Source organism: Kitasatospora sp. NPDC088742, from assembly GCF_055584905.1.
In genome coordinates this window covers 155,559-180,867 of the sequence record NZ_JBVJLD010000006.1, presented here as the reverse complement: position 1 = coordinate 180,867, position 25,309 = coordinate 155,559, and the positions used below count along the sequence as shown (strand labels likewise).

The following is a 25,309-nucleotide window of genomic DNA, read 5'->3' as shown; positions in this document are numbered from 1 at the left end:
GCTCCGCTCAGCGCACGTAGGTCTTCAAGCTATCCGTCGGCAGCACGAACCCGACCGGCTCGGGGAGCTCCACCTCGTTGCCGTAGGCCCGGGTGACGGTGGTCCGGTAACGGCCGCCTTCCGGCTCGCTGTGAACGGTCACCTCACCGCGCTCACGGTCGATCAACAGGTAGACCGGGATACCGGTCCGCGCGTAAGCGATCGGCTTCTCGATCCGGTCCCGGCGATCGGTGTCATGGTCGTACGAGGTCACCTCCACCACCATCAGCACCCCATCCGGGTCAGGCCACTCACCTTCACCCGCGAAGTGCGCAATCGGTGCAAGCACCCCATCAGGGCGGGCCCGCCCAGTACGGTACTGCTCGACCGCGAGCCCCTGCTCAGTGTGCAGGTCACACTCAGGGAGATGCTGCATGCACTGCCGCAACAACCACATGATGATCGCTCCGTGGTCGCCGTCGGGCATCGCCTTGACCCCCAGCTTTCCGTCGACGAACTCCAGGGTCACCGTCTCAGGCGCCCCTACGGCGATCTGCTCGAACTCCTCGACCTGCATCTGCGGCCGATCCGTGGCCATGGCGGTCATCGGGACCCCTTTCGCGGTCTGACGGTGCTCTGGCAGGTGGCACTGACCGAGTACAGTGCCACCGTACTACCTCATCCGTAAGGCCCCGGGACGTGAACCGCACGCCCCGGCTACGTCTTCACCGGAGGCACCCTCATGGCCAAGCCGCCCGCCGTCGGAGCCTCGGCGCCCTCGTTCTCGCTGCCCGGTGTCCTCCTGACGGAGGATCTGGCCGAGCGGCGGGAGTACAGCCTGGAGGAGGCCAAGGGCAGGCCGCTGGTGCTGGTCTTCTACCCCGGGGACGACACTCCGGTCTGCACGAAGCAGCTGTGCTCCTACACCTCCGACCTCGACCGCTTCCGCGACCTCGGCGCCGAGGTGTGGGGCATCAGCCCGCAGGACCTGGACAGCCACGAGCGCTTCGCCCGCAAGCACCGCCTCGGCTTCCCCCTCCTCGCCGACCCGGACCGGGCCGTCGCCCGCGCCTACGGCATCACCGTCCCCGGCCTCGGTCTGCGCCGCTCCGTCTTCATTCTCGACGGCGGCTCCACCGTGACCTGGCGTCACATCGCCCTGGCCGGCCTGACCTTCCAGCACGCCGACACCCTCGCCGCCGAGCTGGCCGCACTCCGCGACGCCTGACCCCCGCTCAGGCGGACACCCGCAGCAGCGAACCGGGCCCCTGTGCCGGGTCCACCACCACGGCCGCCACCCGGAACTCCGGGCTCAGCACCGCCCAGATCCCCTCCAGCAGCTCGGCCCCGTCCCTCGCCGTCACGGCCACCTCGTCGTACGGAGCCGCCACCGCGACCTCCCGGCCGTCCGAACGGTAGGTGGTGAGCAGCACGCCCTCCCCCGGCTCCAGCCCCTCCACCGCGAGGGTCATCACGTTGGTGGTGAGCCGCCCCGCCCCGGCGGCGGCCGCCCGGCTCGGCCGGGCCGCACCGAACACCGCCCGCTCCCCGTCCCGGGAGATCAGCGCCGTGATCCGCGAGGTCCGGATCGGCGGGTCCGGCTCGTACTCCAGCCCGCCGAGCGCGGCCGTCGCCGCGGCCCCGCCCCGCAGCCGCTCCGCCACCTCCCCGACCTGCTCGCCGTTGCCGAGCACCAGCCAGTCGGGCGTCAGGGTAGCCGCCGCGTAGTGCCGCAACGGGTCGTGCCCGGCCGCTCCGGCCGGCCCCACCAGCAGCTCGTTGCCCTGCACCCGCAGCACACGGTCACGGGAGGCGGCGCTCCGTCCGGTCAGGAAGTACCCACCCACGGTCCGGCCGTCCAGGGTCCGCGCGCAGAGCACCCCACGCCCCGGATACGGATTGCCTGCCAACACAGCGCTCAGCTCGATCACGGCTCGCCTCCCCACCTCACCTGCCCCGGCCTGCCCGAAGCCGTCCCCACCCTCCCATCCGACGTCCCGTCAGTTCACCGGCGCCCCACCAACGATCCCTCAGCGCCAGATCGGCCCGCTGTTGTCCCGCTCCGCGTCCTCGCACGCCCGGATCCGCCGCTCGACCGCCCGGGCCTCGGCCTCCCGCCCCTGCGCCCGCAGCTTCGCGGCCTGCACGCTCATCTCCCCCACGTCGCACGTGACCGTCGCCGCCCCGGCCGCCGCCCCTCCCCCGGCCACCAGCACCGCACCACCCAGCACGGCCACCACCGCAGCCCGCACCCGTCCGCGCACCACCACACCACCTCGTCCCCGGGCTACTCCGCTTCGCCCACCCCGAGTTGACCACCTGAATCACCCACCTATGCCCACAGGGGAGTTGACTCCACCCGTATGGTGGAGGGGATACGCATCACCGCGCGCCACCGTGCTCCGAGCCGGGCGGGCCTCACGGGGGAAGAAAGGTGCGTGCCCGATGTCGATCGGGCTCCTCTCCGCGGTTGCCGCCGCCTTCTACGGCTGCACGATCTCGATCCTCGCCCTGACCGCGACCTTCGCCCGGCGCCGTACCCTGCGCCGCGAGGCACGGAGCACCCTCGCCGTCCTGATCCCCGGCGGCTCCGGGCCACTCCCGGTGGTCCCGCCCGCCGAAGGCCCGAACGGCTGAGCGGTCACACCATCGGTGGGCCGGTCGGCACGGATCCCCGTGCCGACCGGCCCACCGGACGTTCCTGACGGGCGGTCAGTGCCTGGCCCCCGGAGGTAGGGGGTTGAGGTCACACGAACTTGAGCTCGAAGACCGATGCGCTGGTGGCCTCGAACACGCCCTCGCCAACGAAGCCCCGGTATTCCCTGATACCGCCGGTGGGAGCCATCGAGAACTTCTTGGGGAACTCGGTGATGTTGGTGGGGACGAGGACGCTGAACACCATCTGGGCCCCGTGGTCGAAGGCGAGCATGCCGGTGCACAGCTTGGTGTCGGTGCCGGCGGCCACGCAGTTGTTGTAGGCCTTGCCGATGACCTTGCCGTTTTCGTCCTTGATGATGCCGACGACGCCGAAGCCGGTGTCGGCACCCTCGGCCGAGAAGTCGACGACCATGTCCTGCACGGGCACAGTCCGCTTGGCCTGCGGGGGCCCGCGACGGCGGGCGAGCCCGCGACGACGGCCGCCAGGCAGCCGGCCGCGAGGGTGAGGGCGGGGATGAGTACGAGACTGCGCTCCATGAAGGTCTCCGGAGAACAGCGATGGGTCAGGCGGTGCGCCCGAAGTCCGTTCACACTCCACCACGGCAGCCCGAGGCGTTCTCGGCGCCCAACCCCCGCCTCGGCATCACCAAGTCACCTTGCTGCCGAGGCGCATGGCGTACGTGCCCTCCGGCCGGTGGGCCGAACGGCCGACACCCGAAGGGGCAGCACAGTCACCCGTACGGCAGCCGGAGGCACCGCACGGAGGCGTGACGACGATCCGATCGGACGACGGCACTACGCTGGGCGGCGGTTGACCCTCGACCTGGTCGAGGGGTCAGGGTCGGGGATGTGGAGAGCAGGATGCTGAGCATCGGTGAGCTGGCCCGGGCGAGCGGCCTGGGGGTGAGTGCGCTGCGGTTCTACGACGGCGCCGGGGTGTTCGTCCCGGACCGCGTGGATCCGCGGACGGGCTACCGCTGGTACGCGCCCGAGCAGTTGGCCGACGCCCGGCTGGTGGCCCGGCTGCGCCGGGTCGGCATGCCGCTGGCCGGGATCGGCCAGGTCCTCGCCGGGGATCCGGAGGTCGCCCGGGCGGCGATCGGCCGGCACCTGCGGCAGTTGGAGGACGGCCTGACCGATGCCCGTCGCGAGCTCTCCGCGGTCCGAGACCTGATCGACCTGAGGGAGCACCCCATGTCCACCACGACCACCCGCATCACCGTCCCCGCCCCGGCGCTCGCCGCCGCGCTGGACGCCGTCCGCTTCGCGGCCGGCACCGATCCCGAGAACCCGGTGGTCCGCGGCGTCCTGTTCGACCCCGAGCCGGAGACCGGCCTGCTGCGCCTGGTCGCCACCGACCGGTACCGCCTGGCCGTCGCCACCGCCCCGGCGGAGATCGACGGCCCGGCCGTGCAGGCCCTCGTCCCGACCGCGCTCGCGGACGCCGCCCGGCCACTGCTCGCCGGCGCCGAGAGCGCCGAACTCACCCTGGACGGGCTGACGTTGACCCTCCGGGTCGGCGACAGCGTGCTGGCCGGCGAGCGGCTCGACCTCGACTTCCCCGACTACCGCCGCCTGCTGCGGATCGAGACCACCCAGCGGCTGGAGTTCGCCGCCGCCGAGCTGCGCACCCACCTCGAGAACGGCCCCGCCGCCGAGGACGGCACCGCCATCCTGGCCGCCGACGGCCTCCAGGTCCGGGTCAACCGCGACTACCTGCTGCAGGCCGTCACGGCCGGCGCCGCCGAACAGCTCGTCCTCGAACTCGGCACCCCGATCTCCCCGCTCGCCATCCGCTTCCCGTCCCGCGCGGACACCTTCTCCCTGCTGATGCCCGTGGCCGGCTAGGACCGGCCCAGCACTAGGGCTTTCGAAGGGCCGGTCACACGGGCCAGAGCGAGAAGTTCTCGTTGGAGTAGTCGCCGCAGGCCCACTCGATCGTCTTGTAGTGCAGGCCGAGGCCGCCGGCCAGGTTGAGGCAGACCGACTGGTTGTTCGCGTCGGCGGCCCGGAACTGGTTCCCGTACAGGCCGATCGACCACCGGTTGGACGGGTTGCCGCCGTCGCACTTGTACAGCCGGATCTCGTCGCCCTGGGCATGCCGGTCCTGCCAGTCGTTGAGGCACAGACCGGGGTTCTGCACGGACTGGATCATCATGCCGCCGGGCGCGGACACCAGGTACCACTGCTGCGAGACGTTGCCGGTCCCGCAGTACTCGGACTGGAGTTGCACGCCGGAGGAGGCGTTGCCCCACGGGATGTCGAGGCAGTAGGCAGTGCCACCGAAGGCGATCCGGTACCTGGTCTGATCGGCGTGCGCGGCCGGCGCGGCCGCGACGGACAGAGCGGCGACGGACGCGGCGGTCGCCGCCAGTGCCGTCAGCTTTCGAACGAACCTCATCACGTACCCCCTCGGCCGGAGATCCACGGCGGACCTCCGGCCAGGGAAACTACCGCCGTCGGACCGACTTGTCGCGCAAACGACAAAACCGTGACCTGCGGCGGCACCGCCCCCCGACGGGCGCCGCGCCGTAGGATGCGGCAACGGTGCGGCGCCCGTCGAGCGCCCTGGCGGGGAGGACATTCGCATGCAGGACCATTCGGACTCGTCGGGACTGGCCGAGCCCGGAGAAGGCGACTCGGTCAAGGCCTCCGAGCCCGCCGAGCCGTCGACCGTCCTGGTGGAGGTGATACCCGGGGTGGCCGTGGTCCTCGGTGAGCTGACGGCCGAACTCCGGCCCGGGCTGGTCGACTTCGGGCTCGTCCCGGCCGACGACCGCCGGCAGCTCGGGGCCTTCCTCTCCTCCCTCGGGAACGCCGCCACCATGGCCGACCGGCTCCACGGAGCGGGCGCCGCCGCACAGGGGCTCTACCAGCTGAGCCCGGCGACGCAGGCCGCGCTCAAGGCCGGCGGACAGCTCGCCACCAAGGACGGCGCGTACCTCGGCACGGTGCTGCTCCCCGGCGGCGGGCTCCAGCAGGCCCGCCTGATCCCGGTGCGCTCGGTGACCGCCGCGCAGACCGTGGCCACCATCGGCCCGGCCCTGGCGATGATCGCCCTCCAGATGCAACTGAGCGAGATCGGCGGCCTGGTCAGGACCAACCTCGCGGTGACCGGCCAGGTCCTCACCGCCGTGCGCAACGAGCAGTGGGCCGAACTGTCCGGCCTGGTCGCCACCGTCGAGCGGGCCGTCGGGCACGCGCAGGAGCTCGGCGCCGTGCCCACCTCGCTCTGGGACAACGTCGCCGGCAGCGAGGCGCTGCTGCGCAAGCAGGTGGAGCTGTACCGGCACAACGCCCGGGGCCACATCGCCCAGATCGAGCGGACCGAGGCGCGCGCCCGCCGCGAGTACCTGGAGGCCAACGCCGAGGCGGTCGTCTTCGACACCAACGCGCTGCTCTCCTCCGTCAAGGCGTGGACCGGGTACCAGGCGCTGCGCGCCGTGCGGGCGCGGGAGGCCGGGCGGGAGAGCGCCGAGGAGGCGCGGCTGGTCGAGGTGATCGTGCGCGACACCCGGGCCGAGCTGGACGCCGCCGTCACCGAGACCACCGAGCTGATCGGCGCGCTGGCAAGGGAGTTGAGGCTGATCGCGGAGCTTCCCGGACGTGACACGCTGTCCCAGTCGCTGACGGGGAAGCGGAAGGACACGAAGGCGGCGCGGCTGACCTCCGCACGGCTGCTGGCGGCGATCGAGCCGCTGGCCGACGCGCTCCGCCCGCCCGCCCCCGAACTCTCCGCCCCGGAGCTCGTCTGCGCGCCCGACGGCCTCGAACTCCCGCCCTATCTCCGGGTGTTGCGCTGGTTCCTGGAGGACGGCGAGACCGTCCGCGCCCTCGGGTTCGCCGAGGAGGAGGACTCCTCCGGGACGATCTCCGCGATCCTCGGCAGCGCGAAGGACATGTGGTCCTCCACGGCCGGGACCCTGGTCGCGGTGACGGACCGACGGATCGTCACCGCGCGGGCGAACGCGTTCCTGGAGCAGGGCGAGCTCGGCCGGGAGGTCCCGCTCGACCTGGTCCGGTACGTCCGCGCAGCGGCCACCCGGGAGAAGACCCCGCGCGTGGCGCTCGACCTCATCACCCGTGACGAGAACCTGCGTTGGCTCTTCCGCCCGGAGGTCGACACCGCCCGGGTGGACGCGCTCGCCGCCGTGCTCGCCGAGTCGATGGCGGTCCCGGAGGCCGAACGCGAGGCGCTCCTCCTGCGGGGCCGGCTTCCTGCGGTCGCTCCGGTCCGGGAACTCAGGAGCTGACCGTCCGCCAGATGCGGACCTCGGTGCCGGGGAGGCGTGTGGAGAACCGGCCGGTGGCCGGGGAGGCCGCCTGGAGAAGGGCCCGCAGTTCGGCCTCGAAGGCGGGCAGGCGGGGGCCGAAGAGGTGCGGGGCGGAGGAGGACATCGAGAACGTCCAGGCCACCACGTCATCGGGAGTGCGCTCCAGCAACTCGCCACCCGGGACGGTGAGTCGGACCGGCGGAGCGAACCCGGCGCCGGCCAAGGCGTCGGCTTCGCCGCCGGGAGTGCCGTGGGGCAGGACGCCCTGGCCGGCCCGGCGGAGCGGGCCGAGGTGGGCCCGGACGAGGTCGTCGATGGCGGCGTGGGGCACCGGCGGGTGCGGGAGGTCCTGCCGGGTGGGGCGCGGCTCCGCCTTCCGGTCCGCGACGTGCACGAAGGCGCCGCCGGGCCGGAGCAGCTCGCGGACGGTGGCCGCGACCAGGTCCTGGTCCATCCAGTGGAAGGCGTTGCCGAAGGTGGCGACGGTGAACGTGCCCAGGTTCGTGGGTAGTTGTTCGGCCCGGGCGCGCACCCAGCGGAACGTCCCGCCCGTGCCGCGCGCCGCCCGTCGCGCCTCGGCGAGCATCCCGGCGTCCGGGTCCACCCCGACGACCTCCGCGAAGAGTCCGCCGAGGCGGAGCGCCAGGGTGCCGGGCCCACAGCCCATGTCGAGCAGGCGCCCCCGGCTGCCGGTCAGCCCCAACTCCGAGGCCAGCGCGGCCTCCAGCCCCGGCGCGTACGGGAGCCGGCCGCGCTCGTAGTACGGCGCCGCCCCCTCGAAGAGGGTCTCGTCCCACTCCCAGCCCTCGACCACCCGCAACCACCGCCCTTCCGTGACAGGTGTTCGATCCTGCCACGGGACGGGCGGGAACCAGTGGGGCGCCGGAGGCGTGTGTGAGCAGCAGACGGGGACGGGTAACGGACGAAGGGTCGTACGGGCAATGGCGGAACGGACGGACGGCAGACCCCTCGGCTGCGGCTGGTACCTAGCGGGGCCGGTCCTTGCCTTGGGGGCCACCCTGGTGGGAGCCGCCGTGGTGACGAGCCGGTGGTCGGGCTGCCCGTTCGGCATGGACGCCCCGACGAGCGCGGGGGTGGTGCTCAGCGTGCCGTTCGTCTGGGTCGGCATGAGCGTGGTGCTGTTCCTGCTCCAACTCGGCCTGGTGGCCGTGCTTCCGGCCGGGACCGAGCCCGAGGTCAAGTGGGTGGTGCTGGCCGTCGCCACCTTCGTCCTGTTCCTGCTCTACCTCGGCGGCATGGGAGGACCGGCCACCTCCCCGAGCGGCGAGTGCCTCGGCGGCTGAGGCACCCACCGCCCACCGCCCACCGCCCGGGGAGGTCACGGCCCGTCAGGACTCGTCAGGACTCCGGAGCATCCGGGCGAGGAGGGCCTCGGCCTCGGCCGGGTGGGCGTCCAGCCAGGCGGTGACGTGCTCCCTGACCGCCTCCTCCACGCAGGTGGCGGCCTCCGGGTTGGCCAGCCTGTCGCGGGTGGCGCCCTCGAACCGCAGGTGCTCGCCGAGCTTCACCGACACCACCGCGGTCAGACCGTCCGAGACCTGACCCCAGTGCAGCTCGGCGGTCAACTGCCGGTTCCTTACGGAGGAGTTGAGGGCCGACAGGAGCCCCCGACGGAAGCCCTCCTCATGGGTTCCGCCACCCTCGGTGCGATAGCCGTTGGCGAAGCTCTGTACACGGGCCTCCCCTCCGGCCGGCCGCCAGCGCAGGGCTACCTCCAGCTCCCCCGCCACCCGGGCGTCGTCGCACCGGAAGGCGATCACCTCCGGGGCCTCCTCACCGTCCAGGAAGGCGACGAGACCCCGGAGGTCGCCGCCGAAGTCGAGCAACCGGGGCCCGGAGGTTCCGCGTTCGTCCGTCAGTGAGATGTCCAACTCGCGGTAGAGGAACGCCAGTTCCCGAAAGGCGTCGGCCAGCGTCCCGAAGGAGAACTCCATGGAGTCGAAGATCTCGGCATCGGGCCAGAAGGTCACGGAGGTCGAACTTCCGTCCGCCGTACCGGCTTCCGTGAGCGAAGTGACCTTCCGCCCCTCGGCGAAGCCCGCCTTCCAGCGGATGCCCTCGTACCGGACCTCCAGTCCGAGACGGGTGGAGAGGGCACTCACCACACACAGCATTCCGGGGAGACGGACCAGGATCTCGTTGTGCCGCGGCTCTCCACCACGGCCGAAGGAGAAGTCGGTCAGCGCCTCCACGAGCTCGGAGGGATCGGTGCTCCCGTCGCTCCGCACCCGCAGGCCGCCGTCGGCGAGGAGGGTGACTTCGACACGGGTCCCGTGCCCGGCGATGACCTCGTTCATCACGTAGCAGGCGACCTCGAACGCCATGTGGTGCAGGCCCCGTGGGCCGGTCGAGCCGATGTACATCCCGGGTCGTTTCCGGACCGCCTCCAGGCCCTCCAACACCTGGATCGCGCCGGCGTCATAGGTGTGGTTCTCCGTACTCACAGTACCCCTCCCGAAGGACGTCCGAACGGAGCCATCAGCCTAGGCGATTCTCAGAAAAGCACCAGGTCAGAGGCGGTTTTACGTGTCATCAGGCGGGCGCGTACGGGACTCCTGCGGAACCCTGGCCCCGTCGGTCGCGGGCCACCCCCGGCGTGCCGCCGACCCCCCGCCGAGGGGCAGCCAGGGGCCTTTGCGGCGGCACTCCAGGTCACTTGTTTCAGGAAGTTCCCCGGAGGTCGGACGGGAGGTCGCCCGGGTGGTCGACGGCGGCTCGGCTCAGGACCGCGGAGGTGCCGAGGACGGTGCCGGCGGGGCCCGCGTCAGTGCGGGCGGTGAGGACGGTGCGCTGGCCGAGGTAGGCGTGGGTGGTGCGGTCGAAGATCCACTGGGTCTGTTCGGCGGAGGGGGCGGTACGGGCCACGGCGACACCCTCACGGCCGGTGGCATCCGTAGCGGAGTCGACCACGGTGACGCCGGGGATCAGGGCGGCGGCGCGGTAGAGGGCGGCGGCTACCTGCGGCGGGGTAGCGGTCTCCGCGAGCAGGTCGCCGATGGCGGTGAAGGCGCGCTGGTCGGGGTCGGGGCCCTGGCCCCGGGTCTGATCGTGGATCAGACGGAGCAGGGTGGCCGGGTCGGTGGGGGGCGAGGCCGGCCAGACCCGGGTGGGGTTGCTCACCGAAGAGCCGTCGCCGGGGGCGAGAGCGGTGACGCTGTCGGGGGCGCCGTCCTCGCGGACCAGGCCGGGGCGGCTGCCGTCGGCGGAGGACCAGACCCGGCGGGTGTGCGCGGGCGGGAGGACGGCGGGGCCGCCGTCCGCGCTGCGCGCCGCGAAGGCGACCCGGCTCTCCACGTAGACGAACTGGTCGGCGCGGACGCCCGGTTGGGCGCCGGCACCGGCCGACACCAGGGCGATCCGGTCGAGCAGGTGAACGGCGGAGGAGGAAGAGGCGGCGGTCGGAGCAGGGGCGGGTGGCGACCCCGGCGGCACGGCCAGCACGCCCGTCACGGCGCAGGCCAGCGCGACCCCGGCGAAGAGCAACGGCCGTCGGATCGAGCGGGACACGGCAGCGAGAGCGGAGGCGCGCAGCACTGACTCCTTGAGCAGGCGGGAACGTGAAGCCCCCAGCGGCGGCACCGGCGGCGGGGGCAGCAGTTCGGAGTGGGACGAGGAGCGGTTCACCGGGAGGACTCCTGGAGGCGGAGGCGGTCGGGGGACAGGACGGATGACGCGGCGTCGGAGACGGCCGGACGGGGGCAGCGCAGCTCGGCGTCGGTGAGGGCCCGGAGCCGGTCACGGGCCCGGGAGAGGCGGGAGCGGACGGTACCGACCGGGACGCCGAGGGCCTCGGCGGCGGCCGCGTAGTCGAGGCCCTCCCAGACCACCAGGACGAAGACCTCGCGGTCGCGCGGACGCAGCCGGCCGAGGGCGGCGCGGGCGGCCCGGAGTTGTTCGGCGTCGGCGAGGTGGGCGACCAGGTCGTCGGCGAAGTCGGGGAGCAGGCCGCGTTCGGGAACGCGGGCCAGGGCCAGGCGGCGCAGGCGGCGGGTGCGGGCGCTGCGGCGGATGAGGTTGGTGGCGATGCCGAGCAGCCAGGGCCGGAGTTCGCCGCCCTCCCTGCGCAGCGACTCCCGCGCGTTCCAGGCGGCCAGGAAGGTGGCCGAGACGATGTCCTCGGCCTCCGCCCAGTCGCCGGTGACGCGCAGGGCGTAGCGGTACAGCACGGCGGCGTGCTCGTCGTACAGCTCCGCCAATGCGTCGCGGTCCCCCGCGCGCAGACGGTCCCTCATGTCCGGTTCCTCCCGTACGTTGTCACACTCCGCACTACCCCGGGCATTGCGGGAGTTCCGGTGACCTGCACCACATCGGACCAGGGGCTGTGACCCGGATCACCGGAACGCGGCCGCGCCGAGCTGCAGGGCAAGGGCATGGACAACACGAAGCCCACCCGCCGCACCGCCCTGCGCTCGCTCGCCATCGGCGTGGCCATGCTGGTCACCGCCGCGCCGGCCACCGATGCCCTCGCCGCCGAACCGGACACCTACACCCTGACCATCCGTCACCTCGGCCGCGACGGCCGCCCCGCCTCCACATACGAGACCCACGCCATCGGGATCTCCGGCCCGGGCGCGGACCGGACCGCGGCGCCGTACGACGCGACCGGCACCACCAAGGTCCGGCTACCCAAGGGCCGTTACCTGCTGGACGCCACCTTCACCGGCTCGGACGCGGTGGACTGGCTGGTGCAGCCCCGGCTGGACCTGGCCCGGGACACGACCGTCACCCTGGACGCCCGCCGCACCTCCCCGGTGGACGTGCGGCCGCCGGACGCCTCGGCGGAGTTCGTGAACAGCGGGGTCTACCTGGTGGTCGGCTCGGGCCCCGGCTCCCGGTTGGCGAACCGGATGTCCTCCCATCCGGAGATCCGGATCGGCCACGTCGGCCCGGCGGCCGAGCCCGGCACGGTCCGTCAGTCGTACGACAGTTACTGGCGCAGCGACAGCACCACCTATGCCCTCGGCTACGTCTTCACCGGCAGCCGCGCGCTGGACGGGCTGGTGCGGCGCCCAGGGCCGCGGGAGCTGGCCGCGGTGGAGGTGCGCGGGGCCGCCCGTCCAGGCACCGGGGGCGAGGCCGTGCTGGACCTGATCCCCACCCAGGGGCCGACGGTCGGGGTGGCGACGAAGCTCCGGACGCCGGCGACGGCGGAGCTCAAGGTCACCCCGGAGCGCGGCGCATGGGACCTGATCTACCAGACCCCAGCGGTCGACGGGGCCCGGCCGGCCAGCTACCCGGTCCTCGGGATGAACCTGCGCGCCGGGGCCAGGACGGTCCACACCTTCGACAACGCGGTCCTCGGCCCGCAGCTCACCGACCGCCCCTCCCTGGTCCAGGACGGTGACCAACTCACCCTGAACGTCCCGATGTTGGCGGACGGCGACGGGCACGTGCCCTGGAGCCCGGCCTTCGACACCACCGCCACCACACTCCTCCGGGACGGCGAGGTGGTCGGCACCTCCACCGACGCCCCCGGGCAGGCCGCCTTCACCGTCCCGGCCGGCGGCGCGGCGGACTACCGGCTGACCAGTTCCGTGGAGCGCGGTGGCGCCCCCGGCACGGCGACCAGGGTGACGGCCGACTGGACCTTCTCCGCCCGCGCCGCCACCACCGGCCCGACCCCGCTGCCGCTCAGCGTGGTCCGCTTCTCCCCCGAGCTGCGCGGCGACGGATCGGCCCCGGCCGACGCGGCGCTGCGGCTGCCGGTCACCGTCCGGGGCGCGGCGGCCGACGGGCGGCACCGTTCGCTGGCCGTCTCGTACTCGCTGGACGGCGGCGCCGGTTGGCAGCGGCTCCCGGTCGTCCGGGGCGCGGTGACCGTCCCGGCGACCGGCCGGGCGGCGGGGGTGAGTCTGCGCGCCGAGCTGACCGACCTCGGCGGCAACACCCTCCAGACCGTCCTGGACGCCTACCGCACCCGGTGATCCGACCGGTCGGCGGGCAGCGACACACGCGGTGGGCCGGACGGAACGTTCCCTCACCTTCCGTCCGCCTAGGGTGAGTTCCGCACCCGCCGTACCGGAAGGACACGTCACCATGGACCTTCGACCAGTGGCCGACACACCGTCAGGCGGGCTCTCCCGCCGCACGCTGTTCAGGATCGGTGCCGGCCTGGCCGCCGGGGTGGGCTCCTCGGCCCTCCCCGGCGGGCCGGCCGCGCACGCGGCCGGCCGGTACGACCCGGCTCTCCCGACGCTCACCACCAAGGTCAGGAACCTCACCGGCCCGGCGGAGACCGGCCGGTTCGGCGCGCCGTGGACCGACCTCGGCATCCCGGTGCGCTGCCCGGACGGCAGCATGCTCCTGGTCTGCGGCGACACCTTCGACGGCGAACGCGTGGGCGACCCCGAGTGGCGCGCCCCGGTGGGCCTGCGCTCGAGCAGCGCGGACCCGAACAACCTGCGCGTCGACGGCTGCGTCGGCGGCGGCTACGCCACCGCTCTCGTCCCCGAGCCGCACACCCCGGTCCCGGGCGGGCGCACCACGGCGCTCCCGTCCGACGTGTTCGAGGTCGGCGGGGTGCTCTACATGCACCTCATGCGCGGCGTCCTCCACGACACCCACCACACCGACTTCTGGCGCTCCCCCGACAACGGCGAGACCTGGGAGTACCTCTGCCAGTGGCCGGGCGACCTGCACGGGGGCCAGTTCCAGCAGAAGACCTACGCGGTGGCCGACGACGGGTACTGCTACGTCCTGTCCACCGTCTTCAACCGCGAGACGGAGTCGGGCCTGCTGCTGCACCGGGTCCGCCAGGACGCCCTCGGGGACCCCGGCGCCTACGAGCCCTGGGGCTTCGCGGACGGCGGCTGGCGGTGGAACGCGCCCGCCCCGACGAGCGTCCTGGGCACCCGGCGGTGGGGCGAGTTGAGCTTCCGTGCCGTGGACGGCCGCTACGTGCTCAGCTGGCTGGACATGGACCCGCTCTCGATCCGGGCGATGGTCTTCCCGCTCCCTACCTCCGACCTGACCCGGACCCCGGAACGAACCATGATCCTGCCCGGCAGCCCGGGCCAGGAGACCGGCAACCTGGTCGCCAGCCCGTACGGCGGCTTCATCGTCCCCGGCTCGACGATCGGCGACCTGCACATCCTGGTCAGCCAGTGGTACGACGACACCAACTACCGGGTCATGCAGTACCGGGTCAACGGACTGCTCTGACCCGCACCCCCGGAGCGGGGTGGTTCCCGGCCGTGCGGCCGGTGGACCACCCCGCTCCTACGTGGTGTCACCCCCCGCTGCGATGATCCTCCGGACACCACCACCCGAGCTGGGGAGCACGCCATGGGCGCCTGGGACATCGGCCCGTTCGAGAACGACAACGCGGCCGACTTCGCCGCCTTCCTGGACGACTCCGAGCCGTCCGAGCGGGGCGAGATCCTCCGCCGGGTGCTGGCCGCCGTCGCGGACAGCACGGACTACCTGGAGAGCGACGAGGGCGCCGAGGCGGTGGCCGCCGCCGCCCTGATCGCCGCCCAACTCCCGGGCGGCGCAGCGGTGTCACCCGCCTACGGCCCCAAGCAGCCGCTGCCCCCGCTCGCGCCGGAGCTGCGGACGCTGGCGGCGGCCGCGCTGGGCCGGGTGCTCGGTGCCGACTCCGAACTGGCCGAGCTCTGGGGCGAGACCGAGTACGCCGAGCCCTGGCGCGCGGACATCGGCCGCCTCGCGGCGGTGCTCGCCGGCGCCGGGGCCTGAACGGTGCGTCAGGAGAAGACCACCGACCGCAGCTTGAGCCGCTCGGAGGCCTTGCCGCCGGGGCGCAGCGAGTAGTAGTCGCCGTCGCAGTCAGGGCCGGTGAACATGGCGACCGTGCTGCTGGTGTAGTTGCGCGGCGAGAAGGCGGGCGACGAGGACCCGGGGTCGGCCACCTCCGGCAGGGTCACGCACTCCCAGCTCCGCGGGTACTCCAGGACGGCGGTCTGCCGTCCGAACTCGCCGTCGAAGGTGTACTCGAACACCCCGTCGGCCGCGCTCGCCGGGACGGGCGAGACGAGGACGAGGGTGGAGGCGAAGGCGGCGGCGACGGCCATGGTGCGCAGGCGCATGGGAGGGGGACCTTCCGAGATGAGCGGTACCTTGCGGCGCCCAACCTAGGGTCCCCCGTCCGCGTCCGAACGTTTCTGCTTGGCCTACTCGCGTGGCGCCGCGTCCTCCCCGGGCTCCCAGGCGTAGTCCATCTGACGGGCCGTCCGCCGGGCGAGCTCAGCACCGAAGAACCGCTCCACGATGTGCAGGGCGGCATCGATGCCCGCGCTGATCCCCGCCGAGGTGACGATGTCGCCGTCGTCCACCCAGCGGGTGTCCTGCAGTACCCGGACGGCCGGCCAGCGGCGGGCCAGCTCCTCCTGGTCCTCCCAGTGGGTGGTGGCCGGGCGCCCGTCCAGCGCACCGGTGGCGGCGAGCAGGAAGGCGCCGGTGCAGATGCTGAACGTCAGCTCGGCGCTCTTCCCGCGCCGGGCCAGCCAGTCGAGCGCCTGGACGTCCGCCTCGACGTCCGTGGTCACGCCACCGGGGACCACCAGCACGTCGAAGGGCGGGTCCTCGTCGAGGGAGTGGTCCGCGAGGATCTTCAGGCCGCCCCTGGCCCGGACCAGGCGACCGCAGACGGCGACCGTCACGACGCGCAGCAGGGGTTCTCCCTCGGCGGAGCGGGCCAGTCGGCCGGCGGTGCTGAAGACCTCGAAGGGGCCTCCGAGGTCAAGGACCTCGACCTGGTCGAAGATGAGCATCCCGAAGGTCAGCGGAGTGAGCGGCGCGGTCGGCGCGGTCGGCGCGGTCGGTGCGGTCGGTGCGGTCGGTGCGGTGATGGTGATCTCTGGCTTCACGGCACCAGCTTCGGGCCCGACGGACCTTCCCGGACAGTGTCGTGAACGGCACCTGTCGCTAGGATTCCGTCATGCCCCGTCGCCACCACCGGATCGCCTGCCTCGCCTTCGACGGCATGACCCCCTTCGAACTGGCCACGGTGGCCGAGGTGTTCGCGGTGCCCCGGCCGGAGCTGGAGGTGGACCGGTGGTACCGGTTCGAGCTCTGCGCCGAGACGCCCGGGCCACACCGGATGGTGGGCGGCTTCGACATCGTGGTGCACCACGGCCTGGACCGGCTCCGGCTCGCCGACACCGTGGTCGTCCCGGGGGTGGCGGACGTCCACCAGGAGGTCTCCCCCACCGTCCTGGCGGCGCTGCGGGAGGCCGCCGCGCGCGGGGCGCGGATGGTCTCCATCTGCGGCGGCGCGTTCGCCCTGGCCGCCGCCGGCCTGCTGGACGGCCTGGAGGCCACCACGCACTGGCGGTTCGCCGCCCTGCTCCAGGAGCGTCACCCGCAAGTGACCGTCAACCCCTCGGTCCTCTACCTCGACCACGGCTCGGTGATCACGGCGGCCGGCACCACCGCCGGCATCGACGCCTGTCTGCACCTGGTCCGCAGGGACCACGGCGCCGAGGTGGCCGCCCGGGTGGCCCGGCGGATGGTGGTGGCCGCGCACCGCGAGGGCGGCCAGGCCCAGTTCGCCGAGAGCCCGGTCGGCCCGGCCCCGGCCGACGACCCGATCGGCGGCGCCGTCCGCTTCACCCTGGAGAACCTCCACCGGCGGCTGACCGTCACCGAGTTGGCCGAGCTGGCCCACCTGTCGGTCCGTCAGTTCGAGCGCCGCTTCGCCGAGGCCACCGGCCTGCCGCCCGGGCGCTGGATCACCCACCAACGGGTCCGCGCCGGGGCAGCCCTGCTGGAGACCGCCGACCACCCGGTCGACGTCGTCGCCCACCGGGTCGGCCTGACCGCCGCGGGCTTCCGCCACCACTTCCGCGAGACCATGGGCGTCAGCCCCTCGGTCTACCGGCGCCAACTCCGGCCCTGAGAATGCCCGTTCAGACGAGACCGCGGTCGCGGGCATAGAGCGCGGCCTGGGTGCGGTCGCGGAGACCGAGCCGGCCGAGGATGCGGGAGATGTGGTTCTTGACGGTTCCTTCGCTGAGGAAGAGCCGGGAGGCGATCTCCCGGTTGGTCGAACCGTCCGCGATCAGGCGCAGCACCTGCACCTCGCGCCCCGTCAGGCCCTCCTCCGGCGCGGTCGGTGCAAGCGGCGGGGCCGGTGCCGTAGGTGCAGCCAGCGCGGCGGCCAGCCGGGCCACCACCGTGGTGTCGAACTGGGCCACCCCGGCGTGCACCAGCCGCACCGCGCGGGCGAGTTCGGCGGAGGGCAGGTTCTTCAGCAGGTACCCGACGGCACCGGCCGCGAGCGCCCGGGCCACGTACTCCTGGTCGTCGAAGGTGGTCAGCATGACGACCTGGCAGGAGGGCACCCGGGCGGCCAGCACGGCGGTGGTCTCGATGCCGTCCACGCCCGGCATTCGCACGTCCACCAGCGCGACGTCCGGCCGGTGGGCCACGGCCGCCTCGACGGCCGACGGGCCGTCACCCGCGGTGGCCACCACGGTGACGCCGGGCTGGATGCCCAGCAGGGAGGCGATCCCCTCCCGGACCAGCTCCTGGTCGTCGACGACCAGTACCCGTACCTCCTGCTCCGCCACCCCGCTCATCCGGCGCTCCGCACCGGCTGCCGGCTGCGCGGGACGGTCACGGTGACCACCGTCCCGGAGATTGGGGCCGCACCGAACTCGACTGTCCCACCCAGGAGTTCGACCCGCTCGCGCATGCCGCGGATCCCGAAGCCGCTCCCGGCTCCGGGTGCAACGGCGAACCCCCGGCCGTCGTCGGCGACGACCAGCACGGCGGCGGAGTCACCGTAGGCGGCCGTGACCTCGATGCGGCTCGCCCGGCCGTGCCGGTGGGCGTTGGTGAGCGCCTCCTGGGCCGCCCGGTACAGCGCGGCGAGCGACTCGGCGGCGTACCCGGTCTCCTCCCCGGTGACGTGCAGCGCCACCGTCAGGCGGTCGTCGCCGAGGTGACGGGCCAGGTCGGCGAGCGCGCGGGTGAGGGAGAAGGGCCGCGCGCCCCGCAGCGTACCGACCGACTCGCGGACCTCCGTGAGGGCCCGCCCGGCGGACCAGCGGGCGTCCGCCACGGCCTTCGCCGCGGCCGGCGGATCGAGCTCGCGGAAGACCTCGGCCTTCTCCAACTGGATGGCCACGGCGGTCAGATGGTGGCCCAGGCTGTCGTGGATCTCCCGGGCCACCCGGTTGCGCTCCTCGGCGGTGGACAGCTCCGCGACCCGCAGCGCGTACGCGGACACCCGCTCGTGGGAGAGCTCCAACTCGGCCAGCACACCCTCCAGTCGGGCCCGCGCCCGCTGCTCCCCCAGGGCGACGGCGGCCATCGAGAGCGCCAGCGCGAGCCCGAGGGCGAACATCAACAGGTCGGAGACGTAGGCTGCCTGGACCCACCACCGGGGCACCCAGAGCGAGTAGCCGGTGACCAGCAGGGCGACACAGCCCGCGCCCCCGATCAGCCCGGCCCGCCGTCCGAAGGCCAGGTGGGCGGCGAACGGCACCAGGACGAACAGCGCCCGGGAGACCCCCGAACCGTCCAGCACCGCCACCGCCGAGCAGAGCAGCAGCCTCGCCACCAGCAGCCCGGCCACCACCCTCGCGGGCGTGCCCGCGCGCCACCGGCGCCGCTCCCCGAGGTCGAGGGCGAGCAGCAGGAGCAGCCCGGCCACGAAGCCCACCAGGCGACCGGCCGGCAGCGGTCCGTCCGCCAGGGCGGCGTGGTAGAGGCCGCCCGCCAGCACCGCCGCGTACAGCACGGGCGGGATCCACGGCACGGCGGCCGGTGGCACGACGGTCGGTGACGAGGCCATCCGCTCCCCCTTCGAGTCGGTCTCGCCAGGGACGATACGGGACCACGGGCGGCGGCCACCGCCCCGCGCGGCAGGTCTGGCCGGAGGTCATGTGCCGATCGGCACTTGGGGGTTCACCAGCAGGTGTGGCCGTCCGGCACTCCTGCGCCCGGGCCCGGCCCGCCTACGGTCGGTCCGTCCCCATCGACCACGAGGAGTACCGAGCACCATGTCCCGTACCGCACACCGCCGTTGGCGTCCCCTGGTCGCCCTCGTACCCGCCCTGCTGGCCGTCGGCCTGCTCCCGGCCACCGCCGCCGACGCGACCGGCTCCGCCTGCCAGGGGCAGCGCCTGCGCGTCCCCGGCGCGGAACGGCTGGTCAGCCACTGCCTGGACGACCTGACCACGGCCGCCCTCCCGGCCGGCCTCACCAACTCCAAGGACTACGAGGGCCTCCAGGCCAAGGACACCGTCAACCCCACCCGGATCCCCGGCATCCAGCTCGACGGCTACTTCCCGGACACCTCCACCACCAACACCAACCACGGCTGGAACCACGACAGCCAGTTCGTGATCCGGCTGCCCGAGCACTGGAACGGTGGCCTGGTGGTGGCCGGCCCGCCCGGCATCCGGGGCCAGTACGCCAACGACCAGATCATCAGTGACCAGGTGCTGGCCCGGGGCTTCGCCTACGCCGCCACCGACAAGGGCAACACCGGCCCCCGGATGTACGAGGACGGGGACGCCCCGGGCGACGCCATCCTGGAGTGGCACCGCCGGGTCGCCCAACTCACCGTCGCCGCCCAGCAGGTGACCGCCCGGCACTACGGCCGGGCCCCCGGCCGCACGTACGCCGCCGGGCTCTCCGCCGCCGGGTACCTGGTGCGCTGGCAGCTGGAGCACTACCCGCAGCTCTACACCGGTGGCATCGACTGGAACGGCCTGCTGCTCACCCGGGACCAGCCCAACCTGCTGACCAACCTGCCGCCCGCCCTCCGTGCCTACCCCCGCTGGGAGCGGCACGAGCCCGGCGCCGCCGAGGCGATGTACGCCGCCGGGTACCCCGAGGGCTCCGAGGCCCTCTGGCCGTCCCACCGCCCGCAGTGGGACGCCCTCCAGCGCATCATCCGCGAGGAGTTGGACCCGGACTACGACGGCGACACCCGGGCCGGCACGCCGTTCTGCCCGGAGGGCACCGGCCCCGGCTGCGACACCGACTACGACTACGCCTCCCGCCCGCAGAGCGTCCACGACGCCGTCGCCCGGGTCTCGCTGACCGGCCGGATCGCCCGCCCGCTGATCACCCTTCAGGGCACCCTGGACGTCCTGCTCCCGATCAGCCGCACCGGCGACGTCTACGACAAGATGGTGAACGACTCCGGCCGCGGCGGCCTGCACCGCTACTACCGGATCGCCAACGGCACCCACACCGACGGCTTCCGCGACCTCGCCAAGGACCTGGTCCGCCCGATGCAGCCCTGCTTCGACACCGCCTTCGACGCCCTGGTCGCCTGGACCACGCGCGACACCACCCCACCGCCGAGCACCACCGTCCCGGCCCCGCTCCCGCTCTCCACCGGTATCCCGGAGACCACCTGCGCCCTCTGACCCGCCGTCCGGCCGGCGGCGGAGGCGTCCGTCGGCGACTGCACCGTCCCGTCAGCCGGCCGTCCGGTCGTCCTCGGCGAAGATGCCGATGCCGTTGGGGATCCGCCGCTCCTGGCCCTGGTCGAGCCGGTTCCGGACCGTGAGTCCGCCGCCGGCCGGGTCACGGGCGACCAGCGTGGACGAGCCGCCGCCGTCCAGGTAGACGCCGTCCTGACAGTCGAGATCGCCGACCACGCGGGCGAGTTCACCGACCGTCAGTCCGGTGGAGGTGCCCCCGCGCCCGTCCGTGGAGAGCAGCGTCAGCACCCGCCCGCCGCTTCCCAAACCGGCCGCGCTGCGGGGCTCGACGACGCTGTCGTCGAGCCCCGGCAGCGGGCGTCCGCCCTGGAGCACGGGGTGGGCGCCCAGGGCGAAGGCGAAGGGCACCTGCTGGTCCGAGGCGAGCCGGTGGTCCACCGAGATCGGGGTGTCGAGCGGCAGGCCGGCCAGCACCCGGGCACCGGCCTCCCGGCCGAGCAGCACGGTGCTGCCGGGCGGGATCGGCCCGCTGCCGGGGGTCTCCGAGACCGCGACCACCCGGTCGTGGCGGATCGTCACCTCCCGGACCTCCGCGGTGCAGGGGGCCTTCCGCGACTCGTCGCTCCCGCAGGCCGCCCGGGCCCGGGAGACCTCGCCCCAGTCGGTGGTGAACGCGCCGATCGAACCGACCGGCAGGGCGTACTGGTTCAGTCCGCCCAGCGGCCAGGTGCCGCCTTCGGTCCGCAGGTGGCCTTCGAGCTCCAGCCGTCCGGTGCGGGCCACCCCGTCCACGCCGACCCCGAGCACGTCCCGGCCGCTGCCGCCCGGTGGCAGCTTCCAGCCGAACCGCTGGGCCTCCGGGACCGCTGCCTTCAGCGCCTGCCCCCGGTACACCGCCGGGCCCGAGGGGGCTCCGGTGGCCTCGACGCCCGGGTGCTGGTCCTCGGTGATGTGGAAGAAGTCCCCGTTCACCGCCGCCACCGCCCGGCGGTCCCCGGCCAGCCGGGTCAGCGGGGCCCGGGCGGCCACCGCACCGGGGAAGAGCAGGTCCGCCCGCACCCCCGCCCGGCCAAGGTCGGCCCGGACCGCATACACCCGCGCGGTGCCGTGCGAGGTCGGGACCGTCAACTCCCGGTAGGTGACCCCCGGAGCGATGACCGTCCAGCCGTCGCGGGTCCGGGCCACGGTGGGTGGGGCGGCCAACCCGGCCGGGGCCGCGGCCAGCAACAGAGCGACGACGCACCGTCGGAGACGCTTCACGCCCGCCAGCTCACCACCGCCGCGGTCCGCCCGCCGGAGCTGCCCCCGGCGTGTCCGCCCGGTCACCCGGTCGGTCCAAGACCTTCGAACTCCCGTGCTCAGAGCCGGTCGTAGGTCAGGAAGATGACGCCGCTCTTGAGGGTGATCTGGTCGGTGAGCTGCCAGTTGCGGGGCTCGAAGGCGGCGGAGCGGCCGAACAGCGGGATGCCCGAGCCGGTGGTCAGCGGGGCGAGCTTGAGGACCAGCCGGTCGATCTCGGCGTAGAGCACGCCGGCCAGTTCGCCACCGCCGCAGAGCCAGACGTCCTTGCCCTCCTGCTGCTTGAGCTCGCGGACCTTGGCGACCGGATCGGTGGCGACCAACTCGACGTCCGGGTCCGGGAGTTCGGTGAGGCTGCGGGAGAAGACCAGGTGGCGCAGGTGGGCGTAGGCGTTGGTGATGCCCGCGTCCAGGCCGATCTGGTAGGTGTTGCGGCCCTCCAGCACGGTGTCGAAGCGGGTGCCCTCGGCGGTGACGCCGAGGGCGGCCCGGGCCGGGCCGGGGAGCACCTCCGGATACTCCGCGACCAGGTGCTCCACGTAGTCCTGGCCGATCGGCCAGAAGCCGTCCGGGCCGGACGGGTCACCACCGGTGGGGGCGGCGATGTGGCCGTCGAGCGTACCGGCGACGAAGTACACCAGCTTGCGCACGTTCTCTCCCTGATGATCGGTCAGCTCCCGGTCGGAGCCTGCCCGTCCGCTCATTCGATCACGAGCGGGTGAAGGAGTGCCCTCGGCCGACCGGGGTGAAGCCCCGGCGCCCGTACCAGTACTGCGGCCAGTCCTCGGCGTCGGCGATCAGGAAGCGCAGCCCCACCCCGGCCGCGCGGTGCAGCGCGGTGGCGACCACGGCGTCCGCGTAGCCCTGGCGGATGTGCTCGGCGGCGGTGATCAGGTCCTCGATCTGGGCGGTGCCGCTCGGCGGGTCCAGGTAGAGGTCGGCCCAGGCCGCCACCTCCCCCTCCGGGGTCCGGGCCGCCAGGAAGACGACCTCCTGCGCACCCCGTCGGCGCGCCTCCCGGCGCGCGGCCAGCTGCCGCACGCCCTCGTCCGTCAACTCCGGCATCCACTCGCGCAGCCGCACGCCGTACGGCGCCGCCAGCTCCGGCCAGTCCACCGGCTCGGCCGGCACGGCGGGCGGGGCGGCCGGCACCGGGCCGGTGTGGTGCATCACCAGCTCGGTGCTGTGCTCGTACCCGGCCGCGGTGAAGAGCGGCACGCAGGCCGCACCGACCTCGTCCTCGTAGACCGTCAGCAGCCGGTGGTCCGCGTCCGCCATCACCTCGTCCGCCAGCGCCAGCAGCGCCGCCGGATCGAGGCCGGTGCCGTCCACGTGCAGCTGGTTGTGCTCGTACGAGAGCGGGAACTCCGCGTTCCGCACCACGAACCCGCCCTCCACCTCCCGCACCGAGCTTGCCTGGCGGCGGGCGAAGGAGGTCCGAAAGGCGGTGATCCGCCGCAGTTCACTGGCCACCCTGCCGATGCTAGTGCCGTGCCCGGCAAGGTTTGCCCCGTCGCGTCGTTCGGTGCGTGCTGTCGGCGTGCCGGGCGAAGGCCCGTCGTAGCGGAGCTACCCGGGCCTTTGGCCGGTGCGGCGAGAGTGCGTGCCGGGCGGCGTGACGGGGCAGACCTTGCCGGGCACGGCACTAGGCCAGCCCGCGCGGAGGGCAAGCGCTTTAAGGATCCCGGCGGCCGCCTTCCGCGGTGATGGCCTGGTCATGGCAGGATGCCGGGGAACCATCAGGTGTTGAGGGGCCGTCACCGGAGGTGGCGCGGGCAGGCGTTCGCGGTGGTGGCCGAGGGCAGCAGAGCGAGTAGGCAGGGGGCAGCGGTATGAGCAGCGGGGACAGGTTCGGCGTCTCGGTGGCGGAGTTGGGGACGCTCCAGAAGGACTGGCAGCAGATGAGCCAGCGGATGGCGGAGCTCCAGGCCAAGCTCGGGAAGATCCAGTCCACCCTGGCCAAGGCGGTCGCGGTCGACCTGGCCGTCAGCCCGCTGGCCGGGATCGCCGGCTTCTACATCGCCTACGACGTGCTGAACGACGCCAAGGACGTGGAGAGCCGCGCCAAGCACCTGATGGAGACCAAGGAGAAGCTCTCCAAGGCGATCGCCGAGGACGCGGTGAAGCTCCAGGCCGTCATCCGGGAGTACCAGGAGGCGGAGCGCAAGATCGCCGAGGAGCAGAAGAACCAGGACAAGGAGCGCGAGACCCCGGACAAGCCCAAGCCGACCGGCAACGGCCACGGCAACGGGAACGGCAACGGGAACGGGAACGGGAATGGCCACGGCAACGACCATGGGAACGGGCACGGCAACGGGAACGGCAGCGGCTCGGGCGACCACGACGGTGGCGGCGACAACGGCGGCGACGCCTCCGCCACGCCGTCCACCGCCTCCGCGATCAAGGTCTCCGAGGTCGAGTACGGCGGCCGGGGCTCCTGGAAGAGTGGCAAGGCGGCCTGCGAGGACTACATCAACAAGACCCTCGACCTGATGGGCGTCACCGACCCGCAGGCCCGGGCCAACTGGATGCGCGGCCTGCTCACCATGACCGGCCGCGAGTCCTCGTACAACGCGATGCCGCTGGTCAACGACTGGGACAGCAACGCGCACGGCCCCCGGGTCGGCGACGGCTACCCGCAGAACTGCTCGCGCGGCCCCTGGCAGACCATCCCGAGCACCTTCGCCGCCCACCACCAGCCGGGCACCTCCACCAACATCTACGACCCGGTGGCCAGTTGCGCGGCCGCGATGAACTACGTGATGGACCGTTACGGCGTCTCCAAGGACGGCCACGACCTGGCCTCCAAGGTCCAGCAGGCCGACCCGGGCCGCGGCGCCCGCGGCTACTGAGCCGACGCCGACGTCAGGGGCCGCACCCGCCGGGTGCGGCCCCGCGCGCGTTCAGAGCGCCTCGCCCTCCAGGGCGGCGTACGCCGCCGCCAGCGCGGCGAGCACCGGGTGCTCGGACGGGTACGCCACCGCGTCGATCGCGGCGAGCGGCCGCAGGCCCAGCGGGATGGCCGCGTTGACGGCGAACGCGGCCTCGAAGTCCGGCAGTTGGGCCGGGGCGACCCGCTCGCGGCGGGCCGGGTGCAGGCCGCTCAGCAGCTCCTGGGTGACACCGGGCAGGTACGGGGCCTCGGGCCAGAGCACCTCGCCGCCACGCACCAGCCCGAGGTTCCAGGTGCCGCCCTCCCCCACCGCGCCGTCCGGGGTGACGAACAACGCGTCGTCGTACCCGGCCAGTTGGGCCTCCCGGCGGTGGTGCAGGGCGCCGAACAGGCCGACCGACTTCACCTGCGGCAGGTCTCGCACGTAGGTCACCGTGCGGACCCGCACGGGCGGCAGCGGACCGGACGGGCCGGCCGGACGGGTCGTCACCAGGACGGCTGGGTCGGCCCTCCCGGCCAGACCGGCGAGGTCCAGCGCCGGGTCGAAGACGGTGATCCGGACCATCACGTCCCCACCCCCGGCCGGGACGGCCCGCCGCGCGTACTGCCGCACCCGGTCGAGGTCCAGCTCGGCGGAGAACAGCTCCCGGCAGTCCCGCCGCAGCCGCTCCAGGTGCAGGGCGAGGCCGCGCACCCGGCCGTCGGAGACCCGCAGGGTGGTGAAGTGGCCGTAGTTGGTGAGCGCCAGCGCCTGGAGCTCCGAGGGCCGCACCGGCCTGCCGTTCAGTTCCGTCTCGCTCATGTCCGGCAGCATGCCAGCT

The 25,309-nt window shown here is 73.5% G+C and carries 28 protein-coding genes; 11 read left to right on the top strand and 17 right to left on the bottom strand.

The genetic code is table 11. The features are described from left to right. Positions 1-7: 7 nt before the first annotated feature. Positions 8-586, bottom strand: coding sequence for a Uma2 family endonuclease (locus ACZ6ZR_RS08560; RefSeq protein WP_465640734.1), 579 nt, complete (start codon positions 584-586; stop codon positions 8-10). A 135-nt stretch (positions 587-721) separates the two neighbouring features. Between ACZ6ZR_RS08560 and ACZ6ZR_RS08555 the strand changes: the two genes are divergently transcribed. Further along, complete coding sequence (locus ACZ6ZR_RS08555) at positions 722-1,207, top strand: peroxiredoxin (protein WP_465640733.1); 486 nt, start codon at positions 722-724, stop codon at positions 1,205-1,207. A gap of 7 nt (positions 1,208-1,214) precedes the next feature. On the opposite strand, the gene ACZ6ZR_RS08550 is transcribed toward ACZ6ZR_RS08555, so the two are convergent. Then, positions 1,215-1,892, bottom strand: coding sequence for an IMP cyclohydrolase (locus ACZ6ZR_RS08550; RefSeq protein WP_465640770.1), 678 nt, complete (start codon positions 1,890-1,892; stop codon positions 1,215-1,217). Positions 1,893-2,009: 117 nt separating this feature from the next. Next, positions 2,010-2,246: a hypothetical protein gene (locus ACZ6ZR_RS08545; protein ID WP_465640731.1), complete on the bottom strand. Its 237-nt coding sequence runs from the start codon at positions 2,244-2,246 to the stop codon at positions 2,010-2,012. A 178-nt stretch (positions 2,247-2,424) separates the two neighbouring features. On the opposite strand from ACZ6ZR_RS08545, the gene ACZ6ZR_RS08540 reads away from it, so the two are divergent. After that, positions 2,425-2,616, top strand: coding sequence for a hypothetical protein (locus ACZ6ZR_RS08540; RefSeq protein WP_465640729.1), 192 nt, complete (start codon positions 2,425-2,427; stop codon positions 2,614-2,616). Between the two features lie 109 nt (positions 2,617-2,725). On the opposite strand, the gene ACZ6ZR_RS08535 is transcribed toward ACZ6ZR_RS08540, so the two are convergent. Continuing rightward, positions 2,726-3,058: a hypothetical protein gene (locus ACZ6ZR_RS08535; RefSeq protein ID WP_465640728.1), complete on the bottom strand. Its 333-nt coding sequence runs from the start codon at positions 3,056-3,058 to the stop codon at positions 2,726-2,728. Between the two features lie 440 nt (positions 3,059-3,498). On the opposite strand from ACZ6ZR_RS08535, the gene ACZ6ZR_RS08530 reads away from it, so the two are divergent. Continuing rightward, a complete protein-coding gene (locus tag ACZ6ZR_RS08530) occupies positions 3,499-4,485 on the top strand; it encodes a DNA polymerase III subunit beta family protein (protein ID WP_465640726.1) in 987 nt (328 codons plus the stop codon). Positions 4,486-4,519: 34 nt separating this feature from the next. Here ACZ6ZR_RS08530 and ACZ6ZR_RS08525 read toward each other — a convergent pair whose 3' ends face one another. Further along, the gene (locus ACZ6ZR_RS08525; protein WP_465640724.1) at positions 4,520-5,038 is read right to left on the bottom strand and encodes an RICIN domain-containing protein; all 519 of its coding nucleotides are present in this window, start codon (positions 5,036-5,038) and stop codon (positions 4,520-4,522) included. A gap of 187 nt (positions 5,039-5,225) precedes the next feature. Between ACZ6ZR_RS08525 and ACZ6ZR_RS08520 the strand changes: the two genes are divergently transcribed. Further along, positions 5,226-6,890 carry a hypothetical protein gene (locus ACZ6ZR_RS08520; protein ID WP_465640722.1) on the top strand — a complete coding sequence of 555 codons (1,665 nt, stop codon included), beginning with the start codon at positions 5,226-5,228 and terminating at the stop codon, positions 6,888-6,890. Here the strand turns inward: ACZ6ZR_RS08520 and ACZ6ZR_RS08515 are convergent. Further along, positions 6,880-7,725, bottom strand: coding sequence for a class I SAM-dependent methyltransferase (locus ACZ6ZR_RS08515; protein WP_465640768.1), 846 nt, complete (start codon positions 7,723-7,725; stop codon positions 6,880-6,882). The two genes, ACZ6ZR_RS08520 and ACZ6ZR_RS08515, sit on opposite strands and share 11 nt — an antisense overlap. Before the next feature lie 220 nt (positions 7,726-7,945). Between ACZ6ZR_RS08515 and ACZ6ZR_RS08510 the strand changes: the two genes are divergently transcribed. Further along, positions 7,946-8,215: a hypothetical protein gene (locus tag ACZ6ZR_RS08510; protein ID WP_465640721.1), complete on the top strand. Its 270-nt coding sequence runs from the start codon at positions 7,946-7,948 to the stop codon at positions 8,213-8,215. Between the two features lie 45 nt (positions 8,216-8,260). Here ACZ6ZR_RS08510 and ACZ6ZR_RS08505 read toward each other — a convergent pair whose 3' ends face one another. The 3 genes from ACZ6ZR_RS08505 to ACZ6ZR_RS08495 all read right to left on the bottom strand — a co-directional run bounded on the left by ACZ6ZR_RS08505 (position 8,261) and on the right by ACZ6ZR_RS08495 (position 11,164). Beyond that, positions 8,261-9,376 (bottom strand): DNA gyrase subunit B, encoded by a 1,116-nt coding sequence (locus ACZ6ZR_RS08505; protein ID WP_465640719.1) that lies wholly within the window; start codon positions 9,374-9,376, stop codon positions 8,261-8,263. Positions 9,377-9,593: 217 nt separating this feature from the next. Next, positions 9,594-10,556: a CU044_5270 family protein gene (locus ACZ6ZR_RS08500; protein ID WP_465640717.1), complete on the bottom strand. Its 963-nt coding sequence runs from the start codon at positions 10,554-10,556 to the stop codon at positions 9,594-9,596. Beyond that, positions 10,553-11,164 (bottom strand): RNA polymerase sigma factor, encoded by a 612-nt coding sequence (locus ACZ6ZR_RS08495; protein ID WP_465640716.1) that lies wholly within the window; start codon positions 11,162-11,164, stop codon positions 10,553-10,555. The genes ACZ6ZR_RS08500 and ACZ6ZR_RS08495 overlap by 4 nt, the downstream gene beginning before the upstream one ends. Before the next feature lie 138 nt (positions 11,165-11,302). Here ACZ6ZR_RS08495 and ACZ6ZR_RS08490 point away from each other — a divergent pair, with 138 nt between their 5' ends. From ACZ6ZR_RS08490 to ACZ6ZR_RS08480, 3 genes are all read left to right on the top strand, one after another. Beyond that, complete coding sequence (locus ACZ6ZR_RS08490) at positions 11,303-12,856, top strand: serine protease (protein ID WP_465640713.1); 1,554 nt, start codon at positions 11,303-11,305, stop codon at positions 12,854-12,856. Positions 12,857-12,968: 112 nt separating this feature from the next. Next, positions 12,969-14,093 carry a DUF4185 domain-containing protein gene (locus ACZ6ZR_RS08485; protein ID WP_465640711.1) on the top strand — a complete coding sequence of 375 codons (1,125 nt, stop codon included), beginning with the start codon at positions 12,969-12,971 and terminating at the stop codon, positions 14,091-14,093. 123 nt (positions 14,094-14,216) lie between these two features. Then, entirely contained in the window at positions 14,217-14,627 is a 411-nt protein-coding gene (locus ACZ6ZR_RS08480; protein WP_465640710.1) for a DUF4259 domain-containing protein, read from the top strand. A gap of 8 nt (positions 14,628-14,635) precedes the next feature. Here the strand turns inward: ACZ6ZR_RS08480 and ACZ6ZR_RS08475 are convergent, their stop codons facing one another. Both ACZ6ZR_RS08475 and ACZ6ZR_RS08470 read right to left on the bottom strand, forming a co-directional pair. After that, positions 14,636-14,977, bottom strand: a complete 342-nt coding sequence (locus ACZ6ZR_RS08475) for a hypothetical protein (RefSeq protein WP_465640708.1) — start codon at positions 14,975-14,977, stop codon at positions 14,636-14,638. An 84-nt stretch (positions 14,978-15,061) separates the two neighbouring features. Then, positions 15,062-15,757, bottom strand: coding sequence for a DJ-1/PfpI family protein (locus tag ACZ6ZR_RS08470; protein ID WP_465640706.1), 696 nt, complete (start codon positions 15,755-15,757; stop codon positions 15,062-15,064). Positions 15,758-15,828: 71 nt separating this feature from the next. Here ACZ6ZR_RS08470 and ACZ6ZR_RS08465 point away from each other — a divergent pair, with 71 nt between their 5' ends. Next, positions 15,829-16,788, top strand: coding sequence for a helix-turn-helix domain-containing protein (locus ACZ6ZR_RS08465; protein WP_465640704.1), 960 nt, complete (start codon positions 15,829-15,831; stop codon positions 16,786-16,788). 10 nt (positions 16,789-16,798) lie between these two features. Here ACZ6ZR_RS08465 and ACZ6ZR_RS08460 read toward each other — a convergent pair whose 3' ends face one another. After that, on the bottom strand, positions 16,799-17,470 hold the full coding sequence (locus ACZ6ZR_RS08460) for a response regulator transcription factor (protein ID WP_465640702.1): 672 nt from the start codon (positions 17,468-17,470) through the stop codon (positions 16,799-16,801). After that, positions 17,467-18,690, bottom strand: a complete 1,224-nt coding sequence (locus ACZ6ZR_RS08455) for a sensor histidine kinase (protein WP_465640700.1) — start codon at positions 18,688-18,690, stop codon at positions 17,467-17,469. Before ACZ6ZR_RS08455 ends, ACZ6ZR_RS08460 begins: the two co-directional genes overlap by 4 nt. A gap of 208 nt (positions 18,691-18,898) precedes the next feature. On the opposite strand from ACZ6ZR_RS08455, the gene ACZ6ZR_RS08450 reads away from it, so the two are divergent. After that, positions 18,899-20,278, top strand: a complete 1,380-nt coding sequence (locus ACZ6ZR_RS08450) for a tannase/feruloyl esterase family alpha/beta hydrolase (protein WP_465640698.1) — start codon at positions 18,899-18,901, stop codon at positions 20,276-20,278. Positions 20,279-20,329: 51 nt separating this feature from the next. Here ACZ6ZR_RS08450 and ACZ6ZR_RS08445 read toward each other — a convergent pair whose 3' ends face one another. The 3 genes from ACZ6ZR_RS08445 to ACZ6ZR_RS08435 form a co-directional block, all read right to left on the bottom strand. Beyond that, a complete protein-coding gene (locus ACZ6ZR_RS08445) occupies positions 20,330-21,556 on the bottom strand; it encodes a phosphodiester glycosidase family protein (RefSeq protein WP_465640696.1) in 1,227 nt (408 codons plus the stop codon). A gap of 98 nt (positions 21,557-21,654) precedes the next feature. After that, positions 21,655-22,245, bottom strand: coding sequence for a dihydrofolate reductase family protein (locus tag ACZ6ZR_RS08440; RefSeq protein ID WP_465640695.1), 591 nt, complete (start codon positions 22,243-22,245; stop codon positions 21,655-21,657). 58 nt (positions 22,246-22,303) lie between these two features. After that, on the bottom strand, positions 22,304-23,068 hold the full coding sequence (locus ACZ6ZR_RS08435; protein ID WP_465640694.1) for a GNAT family N-acetyltransferase: 765 nt from the start codon (positions 23,066-23,068) through the stop codon (positions 22,304-22,306). A 359-nt stretch (positions 23,069-23,427) separates the two neighbouring features. On the opposite strand from ACZ6ZR_RS08435, the gene ACZ6ZR_RS08430 reads away from it, so the two are divergent. Beyond that, complete coding sequence (locus ACZ6ZR_RS08430) at positions 23,428-24,447, top strand: zinc ribbon domain-containing protein (protein ID WP_465640693.1); 1,020 nt, start codon at positions 23,428-23,430, stop codon at positions 24,445-24,447. Between the two features lie 51 nt (positions 24,448-24,498). Here the strand turns inward: ACZ6ZR_RS08430 and ACZ6ZR_RS08425 are convergent, their stop codons facing one another. After that, positions 24,499-25,290 (bottom strand): aminotransferase class IV, encoded by a 792-nt coding sequence (locus ACZ6ZR_RS08425; RefSeq protein ID WP_465640691.1) that lies wholly within the window; start codon positions 25,288-25,290, stop codon positions 24,499-24,501. Positions 25,291-25,309 lie beyond the last annotated feature (19 nt).